General features: G+C 70.7%; 18 protein-coding genes. 13 read left to right on the top strand and 5 right to left on the bottom strand.

The window, feature by feature from the left end; translation table 11 throughout:
• Window positions 1-277: 277 nt before the first annotated feature.
• Both JGU66_22800 and JGU66_22795 read left to right on the top strand, forming a co-directional pair.
• The gene (locus JGU66_22800; GenBank protein MBJ6763609.1) at window positions 278-679 is read left to right on the top strand and encodes a hypothetical protein; all 402 of its coding nucleotides are present in this window, start codon (window positions 278-280) and stop codon (window positions 677-679) included.
• Window positions 680-708: 29 nt separating this feature from the next.
• Window positions 709-3,516, top strand: a complete 2,808-nt coding sequence (locus JGU66_22795) for a DUF4105 domain-containing protein (GenBank protein ID MBJ6763608.1) — start codon at window positions 709-711, stop codon at window positions 3,514-3,516.
• Here the strand turns inward: JGU66_22795 and JGU66_22790 are convergent.
• Entirely contained in the window at window positions 3,461-4,000 is a 540-nt protein-coding gene (locus tag JGU66_22790) for a hypothetical protein (GenBank protein MBJ6763607.1), read from the bottom strand. The two genes, JGU66_22795 and JGU66_22790, sit on opposite strands and share 56 nt — an antisense overlap.
• A 283-nt stretch (window positions 4,001-4,283) precedes the next feature.
• Here JGU66_22790 and JGU66_22785 point away from each other — a divergent pair, with 283 nt between their 5' ends.
• On the top strand, window positions 4,284-4,787 hold the full coding sequence (locus tag JGU66_22785; GenBank protein ID MBJ6763606.1) for a hypothetical protein: 504 nt from the start codon (window positions 4,284-4,286) through the stop codon (window positions 4,785-4,787).
• A gap of 73 nt (window positions 4,788-4,860) precedes the next feature.
• On the opposite strand, the gene JGU66_22780 is transcribed toward JGU66_22785, so the two are convergent.
• Entirely contained in the window at window positions 4,861-5,220 is a 360-nt protein-coding gene (locus JGU66_22780) for a PilZ domain-containing protein (GenBank protein MBJ6763605.1), read from the bottom strand.
• A gap of 124 nt (window positions 5,221-5,344) precedes the next feature.
• On the opposite strand from JGU66_22780, the gene JGU66_22775 reads away from it, so the two are divergent.
• The gene (locus JGU66_22775) at window positions 5,345-5,872 is read left to right on the top strand and encodes a GreA/GreB family elongation factor (GenBank protein MBJ6763604.1); all 528 of its coding nucleotides are present in this window, start codon (window positions 5,345-5,347) and stop codon (window positions 5,870-5,872) included.
• A gap of 34 nt (window positions 5,873-5,906) precedes the next feature.
• Here JGU66_22775 and JGU66_22770 read toward each other — a convergent pair whose 3' ends face one another.
• Window positions 5,907-6,551: a DUF3943 domain-containing protein gene (locus JGU66_22770; GenBank protein MBJ6763603.1), complete on the bottom strand. Its 645-nt coding sequence runs from the start codon at window positions 6,549-6,551 to the stop codon at window positions 5,907-5,909.
• 70 nt (window positions 6,552-6,621) lie between these two features.
• Between JGU66_22770 and JGU66_22765 the strand changes: the two genes are divergently transcribed.
• Window positions 6,622-7,509 (top strand): MBL fold metallo-hydrolase, encoded by an 888-nt coding sequence (locus JGU66_22765; GenBank protein ID MBJ6763602.1) that lies wholly within the window; start codon window positions 6,622-6,624, stop codon window positions 7,507-7,509.
• Window positions 7,510-7,521: 12 nt separating this feature from the next.
• Here the strand turns inward: JGU66_22765 and JGU66_22760 are convergent, their stop codons facing one another.
• On the bottom strand, window positions 7,522-8,238 hold the full coding sequence (locus JGU66_22760; protein ID MBJ6763601.1) for a methyltransferase domain-containing protein: 717 nt from the start codon (window positions 8,236-8,238) through the stop codon (window positions 7,522-7,524).
• A 109-nt stretch (window positions 8,239-8,347) separates the two neighbouring features.
• Between JGU66_22760 and JGU66_22755 the strand changes: the two genes are divergently transcribed.
• From JGU66_22755 to JGU66_22725, 7 genes are all read left to right on the top strand, one after another.
• Window positions 8,348-8,848: a hypothetical protein gene (locus JGU66_22755; GenBank protein MBJ6763600.1), complete on the top strand. Its 501-nt coding sequence runs from the start codon at window positions 8,348-8,350 to the stop codon at window positions 8,846-8,848.
• A 42-nt stretch (window positions 8,849-8,890) separates the two neighbouring features.
• The gene (locus JGU66_22750; GenBank protein ID MBJ6763599.1) at window positions 8,891-9,616 is read left to right on the top strand and encodes an SDR family oxidoreductase; all 726 of its coding nucleotides are present in this window, start codon (window positions 8,891-8,893) and stop codon (window positions 9,614-9,616) included.
• Window positions 9,613-10,446: a dihydroneopterin aldolase gene (locus tag JGU66_22745; protein MBJ6763598.1), complete on the top strand. Its 834-nt coding sequence runs from the start codon at window positions 9,613-9,615 to the stop codon at window positions 10,444-10,446. The genes JGU66_22750 and JGU66_22745 overlap by 4 nt, the downstream gene beginning before the upstream one ends.
• Window positions 10,443-11,225 (top strand): SDR family oxidoreductase, encoded by a 783-nt coding sequence (locus tag JGU66_22740; GenBank protein ID MBJ6763597.1) that lies wholly within the window; start codon window positions 10,443-10,445, stop codon window positions 11,223-11,225. The genes JGU66_22745 and JGU66_22740 overlap by 4 nt, the downstream gene beginning before the upstream one ends.
• Before the next feature lie 43 nt (window positions 11,226-11,268).
• Complete coding sequence (locus tag JGU66_22735; protein ID MBJ6763596.1) at window positions 11,269-12,003, top strand: queuosine precursor transporter; 735 nt, start codon at window positions 11,269-11,271, stop codon at window positions 12,001-12,003.
• Between the two features lie 212 nt (window positions 12,004-12,215).
• Complete coding sequence (locus tag JGU66_22730) at window positions 12,216-13,058, top strand: hypothetical protein (protein MBJ6763595.1); 843 nt, start codon at window positions 12,216-12,218, stop codon at window positions 13,056-13,058.
• Window positions 13,059-13,241: 183 nt separating this feature from the next.
• Complete coding sequence (locus tag JGU66_22725) at window positions 13,242-14,363, top strand: DUF1624 domain-containing protein (protein MBJ6763594.1); 1,122 nt, start codon at window positions 13,242-13,244, stop codon at window positions 14,361-14,363.
• Window positions 14,364-14,382: 19 nt separating this feature from the next.
• Here the strand turns inward: JGU66_22725 and queD are convergent, their stop codons facing one another.
• Complete coding sequence (gene queD, locus JGU66_22720) at window positions 14,383-14,742, bottom strand: 6-carboxytetrahydropterin synthase QueD (GenBank protein ID MBJ6763593.1); 360 nt, start codon at window positions 14,740-14,742, stop codon at window positions 14,383-14,385.
• Between the two features lie 186 nt (window positions 14,743-14,928).
• Here queD and JGU66_22715 point away from each other — a divergent pair, with 186 nt between their 5' ends.
• On the top strand, window positions 14,929-16,908 hold the full coding sequence (locus JGU66_22715) for a PAS domain S-box protein (GenBank protein MBJ6763592.1): 1,980 nt from the start codon (window positions 14,929-14,931) through the stop codon (window positions 16,906-16,908).
• The last annotated feature ends 4 nt before the right edge of the window (window positions 16,909-16,912 follow it).

Genomic DNA, 16,912 nt, shown 5'->3' with positions numbered 1-16,912 from the left:
GAGCAAGTCGAACGCGGGCGACTCCAGCCAGGGGAACAGCAGCGATTCGAAGTCGGGCTCCAGCGACCACAGCTCGCAGGAGGGAGGTTCGAGTCATTCGAACTCGGGCTCCAGCGACCACAGCTCGCAGGAGGGTGGTTCGAGCCACTCGGGCACCAGCGAGAACAGCAACTCGGGCACCACGCACACGGAGAAGGTGGAGGGGCAGGGGTCGCGCTCGCAGAGTGACAGCAGCAACGGCGATAACGGGCATGTGTTGTCGGCCGCGACGGTGGCGATGACGGTGGTGGGGTTGGGCATCGTCATCTGGCAGGTGGTCGCGGCGGCCGAGCGGCGCAAGCAGCCCCCTCCGCCACAGGAAGTGGGACGCGCGGCCCAGGTGTATCTGCGCGCGCGCACGCATCAGCTCCGCGAGGACCTAGCGTTGGGAGCGGGGCCCACGGTGGAGGACCTGGCCGCGGCGGCGCACATTCGTCGCTCGCACGTGGACATCTTCGGCCGGCTGTTGCGCGCACACCGGCAGGAGCTGCTGACCCTCGCGGACGCGCGAGCCCTCACGCCGGAGCGGGCGCGGGCGTGGCTGGAGCGCGTGGGTGAACTCGCGCGGACGGACCCTCGTCTGGAAGAGGACCGCCGGGCCTTCCTCGCGGAGGAGGGCATCGTGGAGGCCGCGCGGTGACGCGCGCGCCCGTTCTCCCTCTCTCGAAGATGACGGTGTGGAGGTGGGCCTCGCTGGGGGCCGTGCTCGTCGCACTCCACGCGGGGGCCGCGCCGGAGGTCGAGCCCGTGGCCCTCCAGGTCGCGGCGCTGGAGGCTCGCTACGGGGTGGTGCTGCGAGGCGAGGCGGCGCGCGATGTCGCGTTGGTCGCGGAGGTGGAGGCGGGGCTCGCGGCGCTGCCGCCGGGCATGAGACGTCCACCCGGAGGCAGGCTGGAGTTGGTGCTGCACGCGGAGGCGGCGCCGCTGGGAATGGGAGATGGCTCGCCCGAGCGCCCCGAGTGGACGGACGAAGGCGCGCGCTTCCATCTCTATCGCTATGCGCCCTCGGAGGAGCGCCGCGCGACGCTGCGACTCGCGCGCCTCACGTCCGAGGAAGCGGAGCGGCTGTGGCGTCGGCGCGCCGTGATTCATGCGGTGGTGCGGCGCTGGGATGACGCACGCGGGTGGAGTCGCACGCCGCACTGGCGTCGGCTGGACGGATGGCTGGCTCCGTTCGAGAAGCCGCTCACGTGGAAAGAGACCGCGCGAATCACCTACGCGGGCGCCTTCAGTCGTGCACGCGGTCAGGTGAGCGCGGCCCTCGACCTGGCCACCTTCGCCGAGGAGCTGTGGGCCCCGGTGGAGTCGCTGCGCGAGGACGCGCTGCCAGTGGATGATCAGGTGCGGTGTCAGGAGCTGTCCAAGACGCGTGCGTTGTCTGAGTTCATCGCGGAGGCGGGCCTCGGCTCGCTGCCCGCGCGTGGGGACTGTCCGGCCTTCGATGCGTGGGCGGACGTGGACGCCCTCTCTCACTTCGAGGTGTTGATGGTGGCGGCGTCCGGCCGTCAAGCCGAGTCCCTCTTCGGGCACCTGCTGGTGCGCCCCGTGTGGCGCGAGGGCGAAGTGGCGCGAGGGCCGAACTTCGAGCGCGTGGTGCAGCTCGTGGCCCTCACCGGCATGGAGGCGAAGGGGCTGGGCTACGTCGTGAAGGGGATGACGGGCGGCTACGACACGGTGTTCCTCACCGGCACGATGGGCGACCTGACGCACGAGGCGCGCGAGCTGGAGCAGCGCTCCATCCGCCGCTTCCGGCTCAACCTCACGCGCGCGGAGACGGTGCGGATGTTGGAGCGCGTGTGGGAACTCGAGCGCCGTGGCTACATGGGCTACTACTTCTTCACCGACAACTGCGCGACGGCGCTCCTCTTCCTGCTCAACGGCGCGCTGGATGCGGACCGTGAGGTGAGCCCGCCCGGACTGCTGTGGGTGCTGCCCACGGCCACGTTGGACACCCTGGCGAAGATGGACGTGACGGGCTCGGACGGCCGCGCGACGCCGCTGTTGGAGTACGTGCCGGATGCCTTCGAGTCCACGCTCGACCGCGCCGTGCGTGCGCAGACCGAGCAAGAGCGCCTGCTGTCGCGGCTGGCCTCGTGGGTGGGCTCCGGGCCTCATGCCCGCTTGCGCGCGCTGCACGCCCGCCTTCAGTCCTCGGAGCCGGAGGTGCGCCGGGCCGCGTACGTGGCGCTGCCGGGCATCGTGACGGAGGCGCTGGACTCGGTGCGTCCCGAGTCGCGCGAGGAGGCGCGGCGAGCGCTGCATGCCTTCGTGGCGCAGAGCGTGCGCGTGGAGCGCGCCTCGGTGGATCGTGCGGAGGGAGAGCGCCTGACCATCGAGCGGGATCGGCTCGTCGCGGTGAAGAAGCCGGTGGAGGGGCGGGCGTCGGAGGGGGCTCGCGAGCGTCAGCGCCTCTTCGAGCAAGAGGACGCGCTGCAGCGTCGGCTCGCGGTGCTGGACCGCACCACGCTGCTGCGAGAGGCGCTGGACTCGGCGACGTCGCGGCCGATGACCCCCGAGGAGCTTCGCACGTGGGTGCGCGCCGAGCGGACGGAGGCCGCCTTCGTCGCGGCCACGGAAGCGCAGGGCGCGCTCAACGAGGGCCCGCTGGCGGAGGTGGATCCCGCGGCCTTCCTCGCGGACGACCATCGTCGCAAGGTGGAGGCCGAGCAGACCTGGGCGGCGAGTGCACGGCGAGACTCGGGCGCGGGGCGCACGGCGGTGAGCCTGGGGGTGGACTTCACGGACGAGGGTGGCGCGCGTCCAGTGCTCAGCCTGCGGACGGCGGGACTCAGCGAGGCGCTGGGCGACGCGCGACTGCACGGCTTCCAGCCCAGCAGCGAGCTGCGGGTCCTGGATGGAGAGCTGTGGGTGGAGCCTCGGTGGGGTGTGCCTCGCCTGCTGGCTTCACAGCTCACGCTGGTGGGCTACCGCACGTTGCTGCGCGAGCTGCCGCAGTGGAGGCGCTCGCTCTGGGACGGGCTCGGGTGGGGCGCGGAGGCGCGGGTGGGCTCGGACGCGGCTCGCGCGCTGCCGCATCGGGCCTCGGTGCAGGCGGAGGCGCTGTGGATGGTCTCGGAGTCGCGGCGCTACGCGGACTTCACCGCGCTGGGCGTGGGCGCGATGGCGGCGGTGCACTGGAGTCAGTCGACGTGGCTGCCCGCGGTGGGGCCGCGTGTCTCGCTGGCGCATCGCACGGGGCTGCCTGGCGCGGGCGCCAACGCGGTGCGAATGGAGGCGGCGTATGCCCCCACGTGGCGCTCAGGCGAGGCCCAGGTGCGCCACGAGGCGGACGCGACGCTCCAACTGGAGTGGTGGCTGGGGCGCGCGGCCGGGTGGGGTGTGTTGCTCACGCCGCGGGCGCAGCTGCGGTGGGAGGGAACGCTGCACCCTCCGGCCCGCGCCGCGCCCGGGGCGTCGGTCGTCACGGACGCGGGGCTCGCCGAGCGTCGCCTGACCTTGGGAGTGGAGGTCCGCTGACGGTGGCGAACTCCGGGCCCACGAACTCCTCGGCGACGAGGCCTCGGCTGGCCGCGCCCGCGAACGCGCCGATGAACATCGCGATGACGTGCAGCAGGGTCCAATTCCAGAACCCCAGGCCGGAGAAGAACCGGACGAAGCCCATCGCGAAGACGTTGAAGGCGACGTAGAGCATGGCGGGCACCACGATGGACGCAACGGCGGCGGCATACATCGCGCGCGGCAGCTTCTTCGCGAAGAAGCCTCCGAAGGTGCTGGCAATCAGACTGCCGAGGAACGGCACCCAGAAGACGCTGAGGCTGATGAGGACCATCGTCAGCGCGCTGACCTTGAACTGGCCGTGCAAGAACGCCACGCCATCCTCCTTCACGGCGACGCCGGGGGGGAGGGGCACGTGGTCCACGTAGCGCGGCGGATCAAAGTCGAGCGACGTCGATACCGGAGCCCCTCGTTCGGGGCGGGGTGGGGTGATGGCTTCGGGCATGGTGCTTCCTCCCTCCGGGGTGTGCACGCCCGGTGGGAATGAGATGGGGATGGGGCCCCTCGATGCGGAAGCGCCGTTGCCCCTGTCGCCGCGCATCCAAGGGAGCGGCGCCTCGTTGCGTCTCCCGAGGGGGGCTCCGGGTGGAAGCCGGGACTCCGGGTGGAGGGGGGCCTGCACGGCGGGGCCGCCAGCGGCTCGGTGCATGGCGTCTGGTGCTTGGAGTCTGGTGGTGGGCGGCTATGCTGCCGCGCCCGGCTGCACCCTTTCTTGCCTGGATGACCCCATGAGCCTTCGCCGTACGTCGCTGATTGCCGCCCTCGCTTCCATCACCCTGCTGTCCGCCTGCGCGCTGCGCCCCCGCTACCGGGACGTGGTGGCCCAGCCGGGAGCCGCGAAGGCCGCCGAGGGGCAGCTCGTGGTGCTGCGCGTGGTGGACGCGCAGACGGGCAAGCCCGTGCAGGGCGCCAAGGTCTTCGGCGGTGAGCTGCGCGAGCGGCTGTCCGCCACGACCGACGCCGATGGCCGCTTGAGCCTCCAGGTGTCCAAGGTCCTGCTGGAGGAGAACCCGCTGGTCGAGGTCGTGCTGCCCAAGGGCGTGCACGGCTACCAGTTCCAGGCGCTCCCCGTGGGCCAGTCGCCCCAGCCCGAGCCCGTGCCGAGCACGGACAGCCAGCCTGTGCCCGCCGCTCCGGCGCCCGAGGCCCCGACGGCGCCCGCCGCTCCTGCGCCTGCTGCTCCGGCCCCTGCGGCTCCTGCGCCCACCGCGACTCCGTCCACCGGGACCTGAGCCCCGCGTGATGCCCGGGGGCGCTCGCTCCCGGCGGAGTGGGAGGCGCGAGTCCACGCGCCTCCCCTCGCATTCAGGGTGAGCCGGAAGCGCGCTCCGCGGTGTGCCAGCGCACCAGCCGCCGACCTTGCAGGCGCCGGTACTCCTGGAGCCTGCGACCGAAGTCCTCCGGGATGGTGGTGAAGCGCACGCCGTAGCGCCCCCGCACGCGCTCGCCCGCGGCCTGCCGCGTCCACACGACTTCGCCCTGGAAGGGAACCTCCTCCGCGCCCAGCACGATGGCGCCTTCGAGCAGGCTGCCTCGCTTCACGGGCTGGAGCATGTCCGCGCAGAAGCCGCCCTCGGACACGTCGTGGGTGTAGACGGGAAGCATGCCGCGCAGGCGGATGGCCAGGCGGTGCGCATAGCGAGGCAGGCCACGAGGCTGGAGCATGCCCCTGATTCTGCCAGAGTCCACAAGGGGCAGAAAATTGCGCCGGACTCGTGGATGAGGGGGCGAGCAGCGAGGGGTGCAAATCCCGGGAACCGTTGAGAAATCTCCGGGGAAGGGAGCTGCCATGTCGAAGGCATTCACGAAGGAGGACGGCGGGGACCCGGGCGTGGTTCCCGTGCGACCCCGGTCGATCTCCGGCGAGCCGCGCTACATCACGCCCGAGGGTTACCGCGCGCTCCAAGCGGAGCTGGCCACGGTGCAGGGGCCGGACGATGGCCGCGCGAGTGTCCCAGAGCTGGAGGTAGGGCTGCGCCAGCGCGAGCGTGAACGACGCGCGAGGGAGCTGCTCGCGACGCTGGATGCGGTGCGCGTGGTGGAGCCGGATCCCTCTCAGGCGGGGCGCGTGTTCTTCGGCGCGTGGGTGGAGCTGGAGGACGAGGACGGCGCGCGCACGCGCTATCGCGTGGTGGGGCCAGACGAGGCGGACGTGAAGTCCGGGCGGTTGAGCGTGGAGTCGCCGCTCGCCAAGGCACTGCTGGGAAAGGAAGAGGGAGACTCGGTGCGCGTGGAGCGACCGCGAGGCCCGGTGGAGTACACGGTGGCTCGCGTGGAGTACGCGTCCGAGTCGGAGGACGCGGCCCACGCGCCCTGATGGGCTTCAGGCTGCGCGGCTCCAGAGTCGAGGCTCAGCAGTCGGTGTCGAGCACGCGGCGCTCGGCCTCGCCGAGTGGATCCACCACGAACATCAGCACGGTGCGCGCGACGCCGGGAGGCTCACCTCCCGAGGTGGCCAGCCAGTGGTGGAGCCGGAAGCGCCCTTCACCGAGCAGCGCGCCCGCCAGCGGCGTCCAGATGAGGTCCTGCGCCGAGGGCCGCTTGTGCCAGGCCTCCACGCCGTACTCCCAGACGGTGGAGGCGATCGCCGTGGTGAGCAGCGAGGGCAGCGCGCCATGTCCGCACTGGCGCGTGCGCAGGTAGACCTCGGATCCGAACAGCCCATGGCCCACGGTGTTGAGCACCCACGGGTCTCCATCCCACTCGAACGCGGGCGCGTGGGCGCGGAACTCGGGCGGGTGCGAGTAGCTGTCGCGCAAGTGGCGCAGGTTCTCCTTCACGCGGGTGGGGTCGAAGTCGCGCGGATACAGCACGGACAGCGAGCCGCGCATGACGAGCATGAGCCCCGTGGTGTGGAGCACCGGCACGCGCCAGTTGCGAACAGGCGCGTCCGGGGGCAAGGGCGTGTCGGTCTCGGGAGCGCCAGCGCTCAGCAGCAGCAACACGGTGGCCAGCGCGGTGGACGTCACCCGGTGAACTCCCACATGCGCGCGCATGTTCAAGACTGAGCGAACGCGAGCCAAGAGTTTATGCTGCTGCCTCTTCGCATCCGAGAGGGGCAGGTGCATGAGAGTCGTCTTGGCGGTCTTGTGGATGGTTCCCGCGTTGGCGCTGGCGGCAGAGCCCGAAATCGATCCGAGCAAGGTGCCGGTGAAGAGCACGCCGGTGGCCGGCAACATCCACGTCATCGAAGGCGCGGGTGGGAACATCGCCGCGTCGGCGGGGCCGGATGGCCTGCTCATCGTCGATGATCAATTCGCCCCCCTGGCGAAGAAGATCCACGCCACGCTCGACAAGCTGAGCAAGAAGCCCATCGTCTACGTGCTGAACACCCACTGGCACGACGACCACACGGGCGGCAACGCCATCTTCGGTCGAGAGGGCCGCATCGTCGCGCAGCGCGAGGTGCGGGTGCGCCTGGCCAACGAGACGCCCGCCAGGTCGAAGGAGGCGCTGCCCGTCATCACCTACGACACGGGCATGTCGCTCTACTTCAACGGCGAAGAGGTCCGCCTGACGCATCTGCCTGCGGGCCACACGGACGGAGACACGGTGGTGTACTTCGTGGGCTCCAACGTGCTGCACATGGGCGACCAGTTCTTCGAGGGCAAGTTCCCCTTCATCGACCTGAGCTCGGGGGGCTCGGTGGAGGGCTACGTGCGCAACGCGGAGCAGGTGCTCAAGACGCTGCCTGCCGGAGCGAAGATCATCCCCGGGCACGGCAAGCTGAGCGAGCGCGCGGACCTGGAGCGCTTCGTGACCATGCTCCGGGAGACCGTCTCGCTCGTGCGCGCGCAGGTTGCCGAGGGCAAGACCCTGGAGCAGGTGAAGGCCGCGGGCCTGCCCCCGCAGTTCAAGAGCTGGGGCGAGGGCTACGTCTCGCAGGACGCGTGGCTGGAGCTGCTGTACCAGAGCGCCAGGCCGAAGCCCGAGGTGGCGAAGGACTCGAAGTAGCCGTGGCTCGGCTCAGCGCTTCGTCGCGATGACGACGCTGAGCGGAGTGAAGGGGGCGGGGAGGACGCCGTCGTGCACCTCGACGGTGAAGCCCTCCGCCTCCAGCAGCGCCCGGGCCCGAGGCACCAGGAACGTCAGGTAGTACATGACGAACGGCGGCTTCCGCAGCGCGTTGCGCACGCGCATGGCCGCGTTGAAGCCCTGGGCCAGCCAGTACCCGAAGCGCAGCCGCGATGGTGGATGTCCAGTGACGAAGACGAACCGTCCGCCGGGCCGCAGCGCGCGGGCGATGCCCTGCACCAGCCGCGGCTCGTCCTCCTCCAGGATGTGGCCGAAGGCGCCGAAGCTCGTGGCGAGGTCGAACTCCGCCTCGAAGGTCAGCGTCAGCGCGTCCGCGCGTTGGAACTCCAACACCGCGTCCCCAGGGGCGTCCGCGAGGCGCCGCTGGGCTTCATCGAGCATGCCCTGGCTGAGGTCCACGCCCACCACGCGCTCGCGGCACAGCGGGCGCAGCGCGCGCATGGCTGCGCCCGTCCCACAGCAGACGTCCAGCGCGCGGTCCACCGAGCCTGGAGGGCCCACGAGGTCGAACGTGGCCTTCAGGAGCGCGTCGGGCGTCCGGAAGGGCGTGTGGTCGAACTTGGGAGCCAGGAGGTCATAGCCCCGCTCGACGGAGGTGAGGGCCTGCTCGGCGAGCTCCCGGAGGGTGGGTCCGTTGCGGTGGAACATGGCCGTGGGGATGTACTCCGCCCGGCCCGTCCCCGTCGTGTCCCTGTGCGTTGAATGTTTTGGAGCCACCCCCGTCTGAGGCTGCAACCTGTAACGGAGGACGGAAGACATGGCGTTCAAGCTCGGACTCTCGACCCTGGCCCTCGGTGCGCTGCTGCTCGGTTCCACTGCCGCGAGCGCGCAGGACGACGGCCTGAATCGCTGGAACACCAACGCGCGGGATGGCTGGAGCAACGAGTGGAGCGGCCCTCGCGATGGGCAGGAGGCGTTCCGCTACGACGATGACGACGAGCGGACGCGGCGCTACACGCGGCCCCACGAGCACTCGAGTGACTGCCACCACGGCCCCTCGCCCCGCCCGGTGGACTCGCGCGGACGCTACGAGCTGCAGACGGTGCAGCGCTGGGTGCCGGCGCGCTACGAGCAGGTCTGGGTCCCCGAGCAGTGCCGGGACCATGGCCACGGGTGGCGCCGCCGCGAGCGGTGCCGGGGTGGCTACTACGATCAGCAGTGGGTGCCCGCCCGCTACGAGACGGTCCAGGAGTGGGTCTGGGTCCCCTACGGCGGGCGTCACTGGCAGCGCGCCCGGTCGGCGAACTATTGGCGGTAGCGCAGTGCCTTTCCCCGTGCGCCCTGTTAGTGAAGGCGCCGCATGGGGACAGCCTTCATCACCGGAGCGGGCATCCGCGTTGGAAGCGCGGTAGCCCGCGCCCTCGGTCGCGCCGGGTATGACCTGGCGCTGCACGCCCACCGCTCGGTGGCGTCGCTGGAGTCCCTGGCCACCGAGCTTCGCTCGCTCGGCCGCCAGGTGACCCTCTACTCCGCGGACCTCGCGGATCCGGATGCGGTGGATGCCCTGGGCGCGCGCGTGCGCGAGGCGCACCCCGCCCTGGACGTGCTGGTCCACAACGCGGGCCTCTTCGAGCGCATCGACTTCGCCTCCATCTCCCGAGCCGACTACCGCCGGATGCTCGGGGTGAACCTGGACGCGCCCTTCTTCCTCACCCAGGCGCTGCTGCCGTCGCTCCTCGCGGGCAAGGACCCGCTGGTGGTGCACCTCACGGACATTGGCGGCGAGCGTCCGGTGAGTCAGTACGCGCACTATTCCGTGAGCAAGGCCGGCCTCATCATGCTGACCCGCGCGCTGGCGGTGGAGCTGGCCCCGCGCGTGCGCGTCAACGGCATCTCTCCTGGCACGGTGGCCTTCCCCGAGGACTTCGACGAGGCGGCGCGCAACGCCACCCTCCAGCGCATCCCGATGGGGCGCGAGGGCCGCGTGGAGGACATCGCGCGCACGGTGGTGTTCCTCGCGCGCGAGGCCCCATACATCACGGGCCAGGTCATCGCCGTGGATGGCGGCAGGAGCGCGCAGCTATGAGTGACACCCCCTTGGTTCTCCCCTCGGTCACCGACGCGCAGGGCCGCCCGCTGGACGTCATCGAGGTGCGCGGCCTCACGGTCGACTGCATCGTGGGCATCTACAACCGCGAGCGCGTGGCGCCGCAGCCGCTGCGGTTGGACGTGGCGCTCTTCCTCGACACCCGCAGCGCGGCGGTGGGCGGGAAGCTGGCGAGCACGGTGCACTATGGCCGGCTGCTCGGCGAGCTGCGCTTCCTGTTGGAGGCCTGCCGCTTCGAGCTGCTGGAGTCCGCAGGCGAGGCCATCTGCCGCTACATCCTGGCGCCGCCCACGCAGGACGCGCCGCGGGCCCAGGTGCAGGCCGTCACGGTGCGCATCACCAAGCCGGAGGCGCTGCGGCGCTTCGCGGTGCCCTCGCTCCAGGTGCACCGCACCGCGCGCGAGATGAACTACGTGGTGGAGGAGAAGCACTTCGGCCGGGTGGACATCATCCACGAGGGCGCCAACTACGGCGTCTATCGGCTGCGAGTGAAGCCCGGTGGCTTCATCCCCACGCATCGGCACGAGCGGATGGAGGAGAGCGAGCTGATGATCGGCTCGGGGCTCCTGCTTCAGGGGCGGCCCGTCGCGCGAGGCATGGCCTTCCTGTGGGCTCCGGGCTTCGTGCACCGCTACGACAACCCCACCGCCATCGAGCAGACCGTCCTCTGCGTGGACCGGCCGCGCTTCATCCCCTCGGACGAGGTGGAGACCGAGCCGCCGGAGGGAGGGTTGGTGCCCGCGGTGGGGACGACCTTCTATCCGCACGAGGAGCCCGCGACGCCGCCCAGCTCGGAAGGCCACGCGTGAGCGGGCCGGTGGGCACGCGCAAGGTGCTCGTCACGGGTGGCGGCACGGGCATCGGCCGCGCGGTGGCGGAGCGGCTCTTGCGCGAGGGCGCCCAGGTGGTGCTCACGGGCCGGCGCGCACAGGTCCTGGAGGACGTGGCGCGAGCCCATCCAGGGCGGGCCTTCGCGCTGCCGTGCGACGTGTCCTCGCCCGAGGAGCGCGAGGGCCTGGTGCGCCGAGCCGCGTCGCTCCTGGGTGGTTTGGACGGCTGGGTGCACAGCGCGGGGCAGGTGGTGCATCAGGCGCCGGGCCACATCGACGAGGCCGCGCTGCGCTCGCAGCTCGAAGTGAACCTGGTGGCGCCGCTGCGGTTGGGTGAGCAGGCGCTGGAGGTGCTGGAGCGCGGTGGCGCCATGGTGTTCGTGTCCTCCACGCTGGCGGTTCGTCCCATCGTCACCAGCGCGGTGTACAGCGCGGCGAAGGCGGGCCTGCTCCAGGTGATGCGCGTGTTGGCGTTGGCGGGGGCGCCGCGACAGGTGCGCGCCAACGCGGTGTTGCCCGGCGTGGTGGACACGGAGATGGTGCGCGAGCCGCGCTTGGCGCCGGGTGAGGCGCCGCTGTCCGCGACGGAGCGGGCGGCGCGCGTGGAGGCGCAGCTCGACGGGCTGCGAGCCCTGCACCCGCTGGGACGGCTCGGGGCGCCGGGAGACGTGGCGGACGCGGTGTATCAACTGCTAGGTGCGTCCTGGTCCACCGGCACCGAGCTGGTGTTGGACGGCGGTCTGCTCCTGCGCGAGTAGGCCGCGGCATGAAGCGGGCCTCGGCCCGCGTGAAGGAAGCGGGATGAATCTGGACAGGAGGACACAGCTCTTCGTCGTGCTCGCGGGGGTATTCGTCACCGCGCTGACGTTGGGTGACATCATCGGCCCGAAGCTCTTCGAGGTGCACCTGGGCCCCATCACCGCGGTGATGTCCGCGGGCATCCTGGCGTTCCCGGTGACGTTCGTCATCACCGACATCCTCAACGAGTTCTACGGCAAGAAGGCCGCGCGCTTCATCACCTGGGTGGGCTTCGCGATGGGGGTCTTCGCCATCGTGGTCATCGCCGCGTCCGTGCGGGTGCCCTGGGCGCCCTTCACCACGAAGCCGGGCTATCCGGGCGCCGTCGAGGCCTCCTACAACAACGTCTTCGGCGGCTCGCAGCGCATCCTCTTCGCGTCCATGGCGGCGTACCTGGTGGGCCAGTACACCGACATCGCCGTGTTCAATCTCTTGAAGCGTGTCACGCGCAACCGGTTCCTCTGGCTGCGCGCCACGGGCTCCACGGCGGTGTCGCAGCTCATCGACACGGTGGTCATCCAGTTCTTCGCGTGGTGGGGCGTGCTCGAGGTGCCGGTCATCCTCGACATCATCTTCAGCTCGTATGTCGTGAAGCTGCTGGTGGCCATTGGGCTGACGCCGCTCATCTACGCCGGCCATGTGCTCGTGGAGCGAAGGCTCGGCATGGCGCCCGTGGTGTTGGGCGTGGACGGAGAGCCGGTTTCGGACGCGGGGGCGGTGACAGCGTCCACCATTTGAGCCAACTGCTTGGGTTGAGAGAATTTCAGACGACGAGAGACGCGTCCGACGTCAACGCGCGCGCGTTGAGTGGGGACGCACTTTTCGTGGACCCAACGGAGGAGCCCATGGAGGAAGCGTCTGCGCGGGTCCGGCACGTGCGTTGCTGATGCCGTGCACGCGGTCCAGTGCGCGATGCCAGGGGGCAGGCGCGGGCCGCGAGGGGCTGCGTCATGTCGCGCAACGTGCTGTGGGCATACGGTCACTTCTCCGACAACGCACCCAGGTCCATCATGGCCGACGTCCAGAACATCGGGACCACGGCCTTTGACGTGGTGGTGCTGCCCTTCCTCCACGTCCAGCCTGACGGCGCCCTCCACCTCAACGACACGCCCGTGTCGCAGCTCTGGTCGGGCCTTCCGGACGCGCTCCGCCAGCTCAAGACGGGCTTCCCCATCCGTCGCAAGCTGCTCGTGTCGCTGGGGCCTTTCCAGGCGGACTTCACCGCGGCCGCGCGGGACTTGAAAGGCTTCGCGGAGCGGCTCGCCGAGTTCCTCGCCACCTATCACCTGGATGGGCTGGACCTGGACTTCGAGGGGGACTTCTCGGACCCCGCCAACGTGGACCGCATCGCGGGCATCGTCAATGCGTGCCACGAAATGGCGGCGCGCCCGCTCATCACCTTGTCTCCCTTCAAGGACACCGCGTTCTGGGCGGGGCGCCGAGGCGTGTTGTCTCGCACCACCACGCGGACCGGCAACAAGGTGAGCTGGCTTCACGTGCAGCTCTACGCGGGTGAATACAACACCGCGCCCTCGGGCTGGGCCACGCGCTTCCACGCCTGGGCGCGCGCCATCGCGGATGGGCCCAACCGCATCGCCGAGGCCGACGCGCCCGCCTTCCTCGTCCCGGGCTGCAACGCGGAGACGTATTCACCGCAGCAGCTCGCCACCGCCATCGCGGCGGTGCGCGAGCAGCACCCTTCGATGGGGGGCGCGTTCGTCTGGAACTACGACGCGTTCGTCGCCCGAGCCAGCGTCTGGGCCACCACCATCCGTGGCGCGTTCAGCGCCTAGTCAGAACCCGCTCCAGGGCGTGAGGAACTGGCCGCGGCCTCGCGCGGAGTGTCAAAGACTCGCGGTCTCTGTGTGATGAAGATATAGAAATCCCGTCAGGGGGGAATTGCCATGTCCTCGCGTCCGCTTCGCGAATCTGTGACGACCTTGGTTGCACCCGAGCCGGGAGAGGCTCCACCGCGCGTGCCAGGGAAGCGAGGGCGGCTCGAGGCGGTGGATGCCGCCCGAGGCACGGTGATGATGTTCGTGTTCCTGGCGCACTTCGCGGATGCCTATCTGTATCCCCTGGGGGGCGCGGCGGAGCACCTGCGGGAGCGGCTGTATCTGCTCACGATGATGGCCTCGCCGGGCTTCATGCTCATCAGCGGGCTGATGCTCGGGCTGTTGTATGCGCGGCGGCGGGGGCGCTTTGCTCCACTGCGCCGTCAGCTCCAGCGCCGCGCGCTGTTCCTGCTCACGGTGGGGCACCTGGTCATCGTCCCGACGTATCGCCTCTGGGCGGAGCATGCCTGGTGGGCCGTGCGGGTGATGCCGGTGACGGACACCATCGGGTTGGCGTTGCTGTTGGGCCCGTTCGTCATCTCGAGGCTCAGCGCCCGGTCGCGCGCGGTGCTGGGGCTGAGCCTGTTCGCGGGGAGCTGGGCGCTCAGCCTGGGCTGGTGGCCCGAGGCGATGCCGCTGCGACTGCTCAAGGAAGTGCTCTTTGGTCAGCGCGAGCTGAGCGTGCTGCTGACGTGCTTCCCGGTGGTGCCCTGGTTTGGCGTGTACCTGGGCGGCACGGTGTTTGGCGAGTGGTTGGGCACCTCGCCTCGGACGGAGGAGGTGGCGGGGCGCTTCCAGCGGGTGGGGCTGCTCGCGGGAACGCTGGGCGTGCTGCTGGTGGGGCTGCACATGGTGATGAAGCGGGTGGGCGGTGGACTGCTGGACAAGGACGTCTTCGCGGCCCTGTACTCGCTCACGTCCCACTCGCAGAAGTATCCGCCGGGGCCCGCATATGTCGCGCTGTACGGCGGGGCGTCGCTCTCCACGCTCGGCTTGCTGATGCGCGCGGAGCAGACCGGCATCCTCACGCGCTACCTGCGCTGGGCGGCCGTGGTGGGGCGCCACTCGCTGATGGCGTTCATGCTCCAGTACTACGTGTACTACGTGGGCATCCACGCGCTGCGCCTGCCGTACTTCCGGCTGTGGCCGCTGCTGTTCGTGGGCACGGTCGCGGTGCTGTGGGCGGTCCTCTGGACGTGGGATGCCCGCGAGGCGGGGGCGCGGCAGCCGGAGCCGCTGCCCACCACGGGCGGTCGCGCCTAGAGGAGGCTTCTCGGGGGCGTTACTCGCCGCCCTCGTAGATGCAGCCGCTGGTGCACGTCTCGCGGACCATGATGCGCGAGAGCTGGGGCAGGGTGGGGCGCAGCCGCTGCCAGATCCACCGGGCGAGGTTCTCGCTCGTGGGGTTCTCCAGGCCTTCCACCTCGTTGAGGTAGTAGTGGTCCAGCCGGGCATGCAGGGGGGCGAAGGCCTCCTTGATGTCCGAGAAGTCCATCACCCAGCCGGACTGCTCGCCCACGGGACCGCGGACGTGCACCTCGACGCGATAGCTGTGCCCGTGGAGCCGACTGCACTTGTGGCCCGGGGGCACGTGGGGAAGCCGGTGGGCGGCCTCGAAGGTGAATTCCTTGAAGATGTCCAAGGTGTCTCCTGACAGCGGGCGCGCGAGTAATCACGGCGCTGCACCTTGCGTCAAGGAACGCGCGCCGAGCCGGTCCTCCGTCCGCCGCTCCGGGGCGCTGGGTTGGGCGCCAATGGAGCGGGCTGCCCCTGGCTCGCCGAGACGTGTAGAGTGGGGCACCCCCACCCTCGCCCCCCACGTCCCCACGTGCCGTCCTCGTCGGAATCCGCCTTCGGCATCGTCCTGGTCCCGCCGTCCTCGGCCGCCCGTGAGCCACTGAGCGAGGCCGCGGGGAGGGCCGGGTTGCACGTGGTGGACAGCCCGGATGACGCCGCCCTCGCCCTGGTGGACCTCACCGCGCCCGGCTGCGGCCCGGCGGTGGTGGAGTTGCTCACGTCCTTCAACGGGCCCCACCTCACCTTGCTGGCCCTGGTGGACCCAGGAGAGCGCGGCTTCGCGGCGGTGGAGACGCTGCGCCCCGCGGACATCCTCACCCCACAGGGCCTGTCCAGCGAGCTGACGTGGCGCCTGCAGCGCGCCGCCGAGCGCCATCGCGAGCGCGAGGAACAGGCGCGAAGCCAGACGGACCTGGCGCTGTTGCTCGAGCTCACGGCCGACTACGCGGAGAGCTCCGACGTGGAGGCGCTGCTCCACGGCGTCACCCGCCGCCTGGCGGAGAAGCTGGACATCGCGCGCGCCACGCTGGTGATGCTGGGCGGCACGCCGGGCGAGGGCGTCATCGTCGCGGCCAGCGACGACCCGGCGCTCAAGGACCTGCGCATCGAGCTGGCGCGCTACCCCGAGATTCGCGAGGTGGTGCGCACGGGCAAGCCGGTGGTCATGCAGGAGGCGGCCACGCATCCGCTGCTCGGTGACGTGGAGCGCCGCGCCGTGGCCGCGCGAGGCATCCACGCCATCGCCGCGCTGCCGCTGCCCATCCGGGGCGAGGTGCGCGGCGTGTTGCTCCTGCGCGCCGCGGGACGGCGCCGGGCCTTCAGCCCCCGGGAGATCGACTTCCTCACCACCGTGGCCCACGCCACCGCCGTGGCGCTGCGCAACGCCTCGGTGCTCCAGAAGGTGCGGGGTCAGACGGAGGCGGAGAAGACCGCGCGCCTCGCGGCCGAGGAGAAGGCCGCCTCCTTCAAGCCGTACCAGCTCTTCTTCGCCCACGTCAGCGAGGGCGTCGCCATCCTCGACGACAAGGCCTGCGTGTTGTCGCTCAACCCCTCGGGCGCGGCGATGCTGGACCTGCCCGCGGCCGAGGCGCGAGGGCGTCACCTGCATCAGGTGACCCAGCCCGTGGATGATGGCGTGTTGATGGAGTTGGTGACGTCCGCCGCGCGGGGCGAGGCGCGCTCGGGGGTGGACGTGGTGGTGCGCACCGCGGCGGGGCGCTGCCTCACGCTGTCCATGTCCGCCGCGCCGCTGCGCGACGAGGACGCGGCCACCATCCTGTCCTTCCGGGACGTGACGCACGCGCGCAAGCTGGAGGACGAGCTGCGCCAGACGAAGGACTTCCTCGAGCGGCTCATCGACTCGTCGGTGGACGCCATCATCGCGGCCGACCTCAAGGGCCGCATCATCCTGTACAACAAGGGCGCCGAGGCCATGTGTGGCTTCACCGCGCAGGAGGCCCAGGCCCACCTCACCGTGGAGAAGCTCTATCCCCCCGGGGTGGCCCGCCGAATCATGGCGCAGCTGCGCAGCCAGGAGCACGGCGGTCGCGGTCGGTTGTCGCTCGTGCGCCAGGAGCTGGTCCACCGCACGGGAGAGCGCGTGCCGGTGAACATGACGGCGTCCATCGTCTACGAGGGCGGGCGCGAGTCCTTCAGCGTGGGCATCTTCACGGACCTGCGAGACCGGGTGCAGCTGGAGCGCAAGCTGTCGGACGTGGAGACGCGGCTGGAGGAGAGCGAGAAGAGCGCGGTCATCGTCGCGCTGGCGGGCACCGCCGCGCACGAGCTGAACCAGCCGTTGACGTCGGTGATGGGGTACGCGGAGTTGCTCAAGCGCAAGCTGAAGGAGGAGGACTTCGCCTACCGCCCCGTGGACATCATCTACCGGGAGGCGGAGCGCATGGCGGAGATCGTCCGCAAGATTGGGAAGATCACCCGCTACGAGACGAAGTCCTACGTGGGGGCGCAGCAGATCCTCGACCTCGACAAGGCGACCTCCCATGAAGAGTGAGACC

Source organism: Myxococcaceae bacterium JPH2, assembly GCA_016458225.1.
Classification (GTDB): Bacteria; Myxococcota; Myxococcia; order Myxococcales; family Myxococcaceae; genus Citreicoccus.
The sequence above is the reverse complement of the archived record's forward strand: the minus strand, read 5'-3'. Positions and strand labels throughout refer to the sequence as shown.

Bases quoted from the DNA above. Each gene is read 5' to 3' on its own strand.
- JGU66_22800 (MBJ6763609.1), top strand. From the start codon at position 278: ATGACGGTGGTGGGGTTGGGCATCGTCATCTGGCAGGTGGTCGCGGCG.
- JGU66_22795 (MBJ6763608.1), top strand. From the start codon at position 709: ATGACGGTGTGGAGGTGGGCCTCGCTGGGGGCCGTGCTCGTCGCACTC.
- JGU66_22790 (MBJ6763607.1), bottom strand. From the start codon at position 4,000: ATGCCCGAAGCCATCACCCCACCCCGCCCCGAACGAGGGGCTCCGGTA.
- JGU66_22785 (MBJ6763606.1), top strand. From the start codon at position 4,284: ATGAGCCTTCGCCGTACGTCGCTGATTGCCGCCCTCGCTTCCATCACC.
- JGU66_22780 (MBJ6763605.1), bottom strand. From the start codon at position 5,220: ATGCTCCAGCCTCGTGGCCTGCCTCGCTATGCGCACCGCCTGGCCATC.
- JGU66_22775 (MBJ6763604.1), top strand. From the start codon at position 5,345: ATGTCGAAGGCATTCACGAAGGAGGACGGCGGGGACCCGGGCGTGGTT.
- JGU66_22770 (MBJ6763603.1), bottom strand. From the start codon at position 6,551: ATGCGCGCGCATGTGGGAGTTCACCGGGTGACGTCCACCGCGCTGGCC.
- JGU66_22765 (MBJ6763602.1), top strand. From the start codon at position 6,622: ATGAGAGTCGTCTTGGCGGTCTTGTGGATGGTTCCCGCGTTGGCGCTG.
- JGU66_22760 (MBJ6763601.1), bottom strand. From the start codon at position 8,238: ATGTTCCACCGCAACGGACCCACCCTCCGGGAGCTCGCCGAGCAGGCC.
- JGU66_22755 (MBJ6763600.1), top strand. From the start codon at position 8,348: ATGGCGTTCAAGCTCGGACTCTCGACCCTGGCCCTCGGTGCGCTGCTG.
- JGU66_22750 (MBJ6763599.1), top strand. From the start codon at position 8,891: ATGGGGACAGCCTTCATCACCGGAGCGGGCATCCGCGTTGGAAGCGCG.
- JGU66_22745 (MBJ6763598.1), top strand. From the start codon at position 9,613: ATGAGTGACACCCCCTTGGTTCTCCCCTCGGTCACCGACGCGCAGGGC.
- JGU66_22735 (MBJ6763596.1), top strand. From the start codon at position 11,269: ATGAATCTGGACAGGAGGACACAGCTCTTCGTCGTGCTCGCGGGGGTA.
- JGU66_22730 (MBJ6763595.1), top strand. From the start codon at position 12,216: ATGTCGCGCAACGTGCTGTGGGCATACGGTCACTTCTCCGACAACGCA.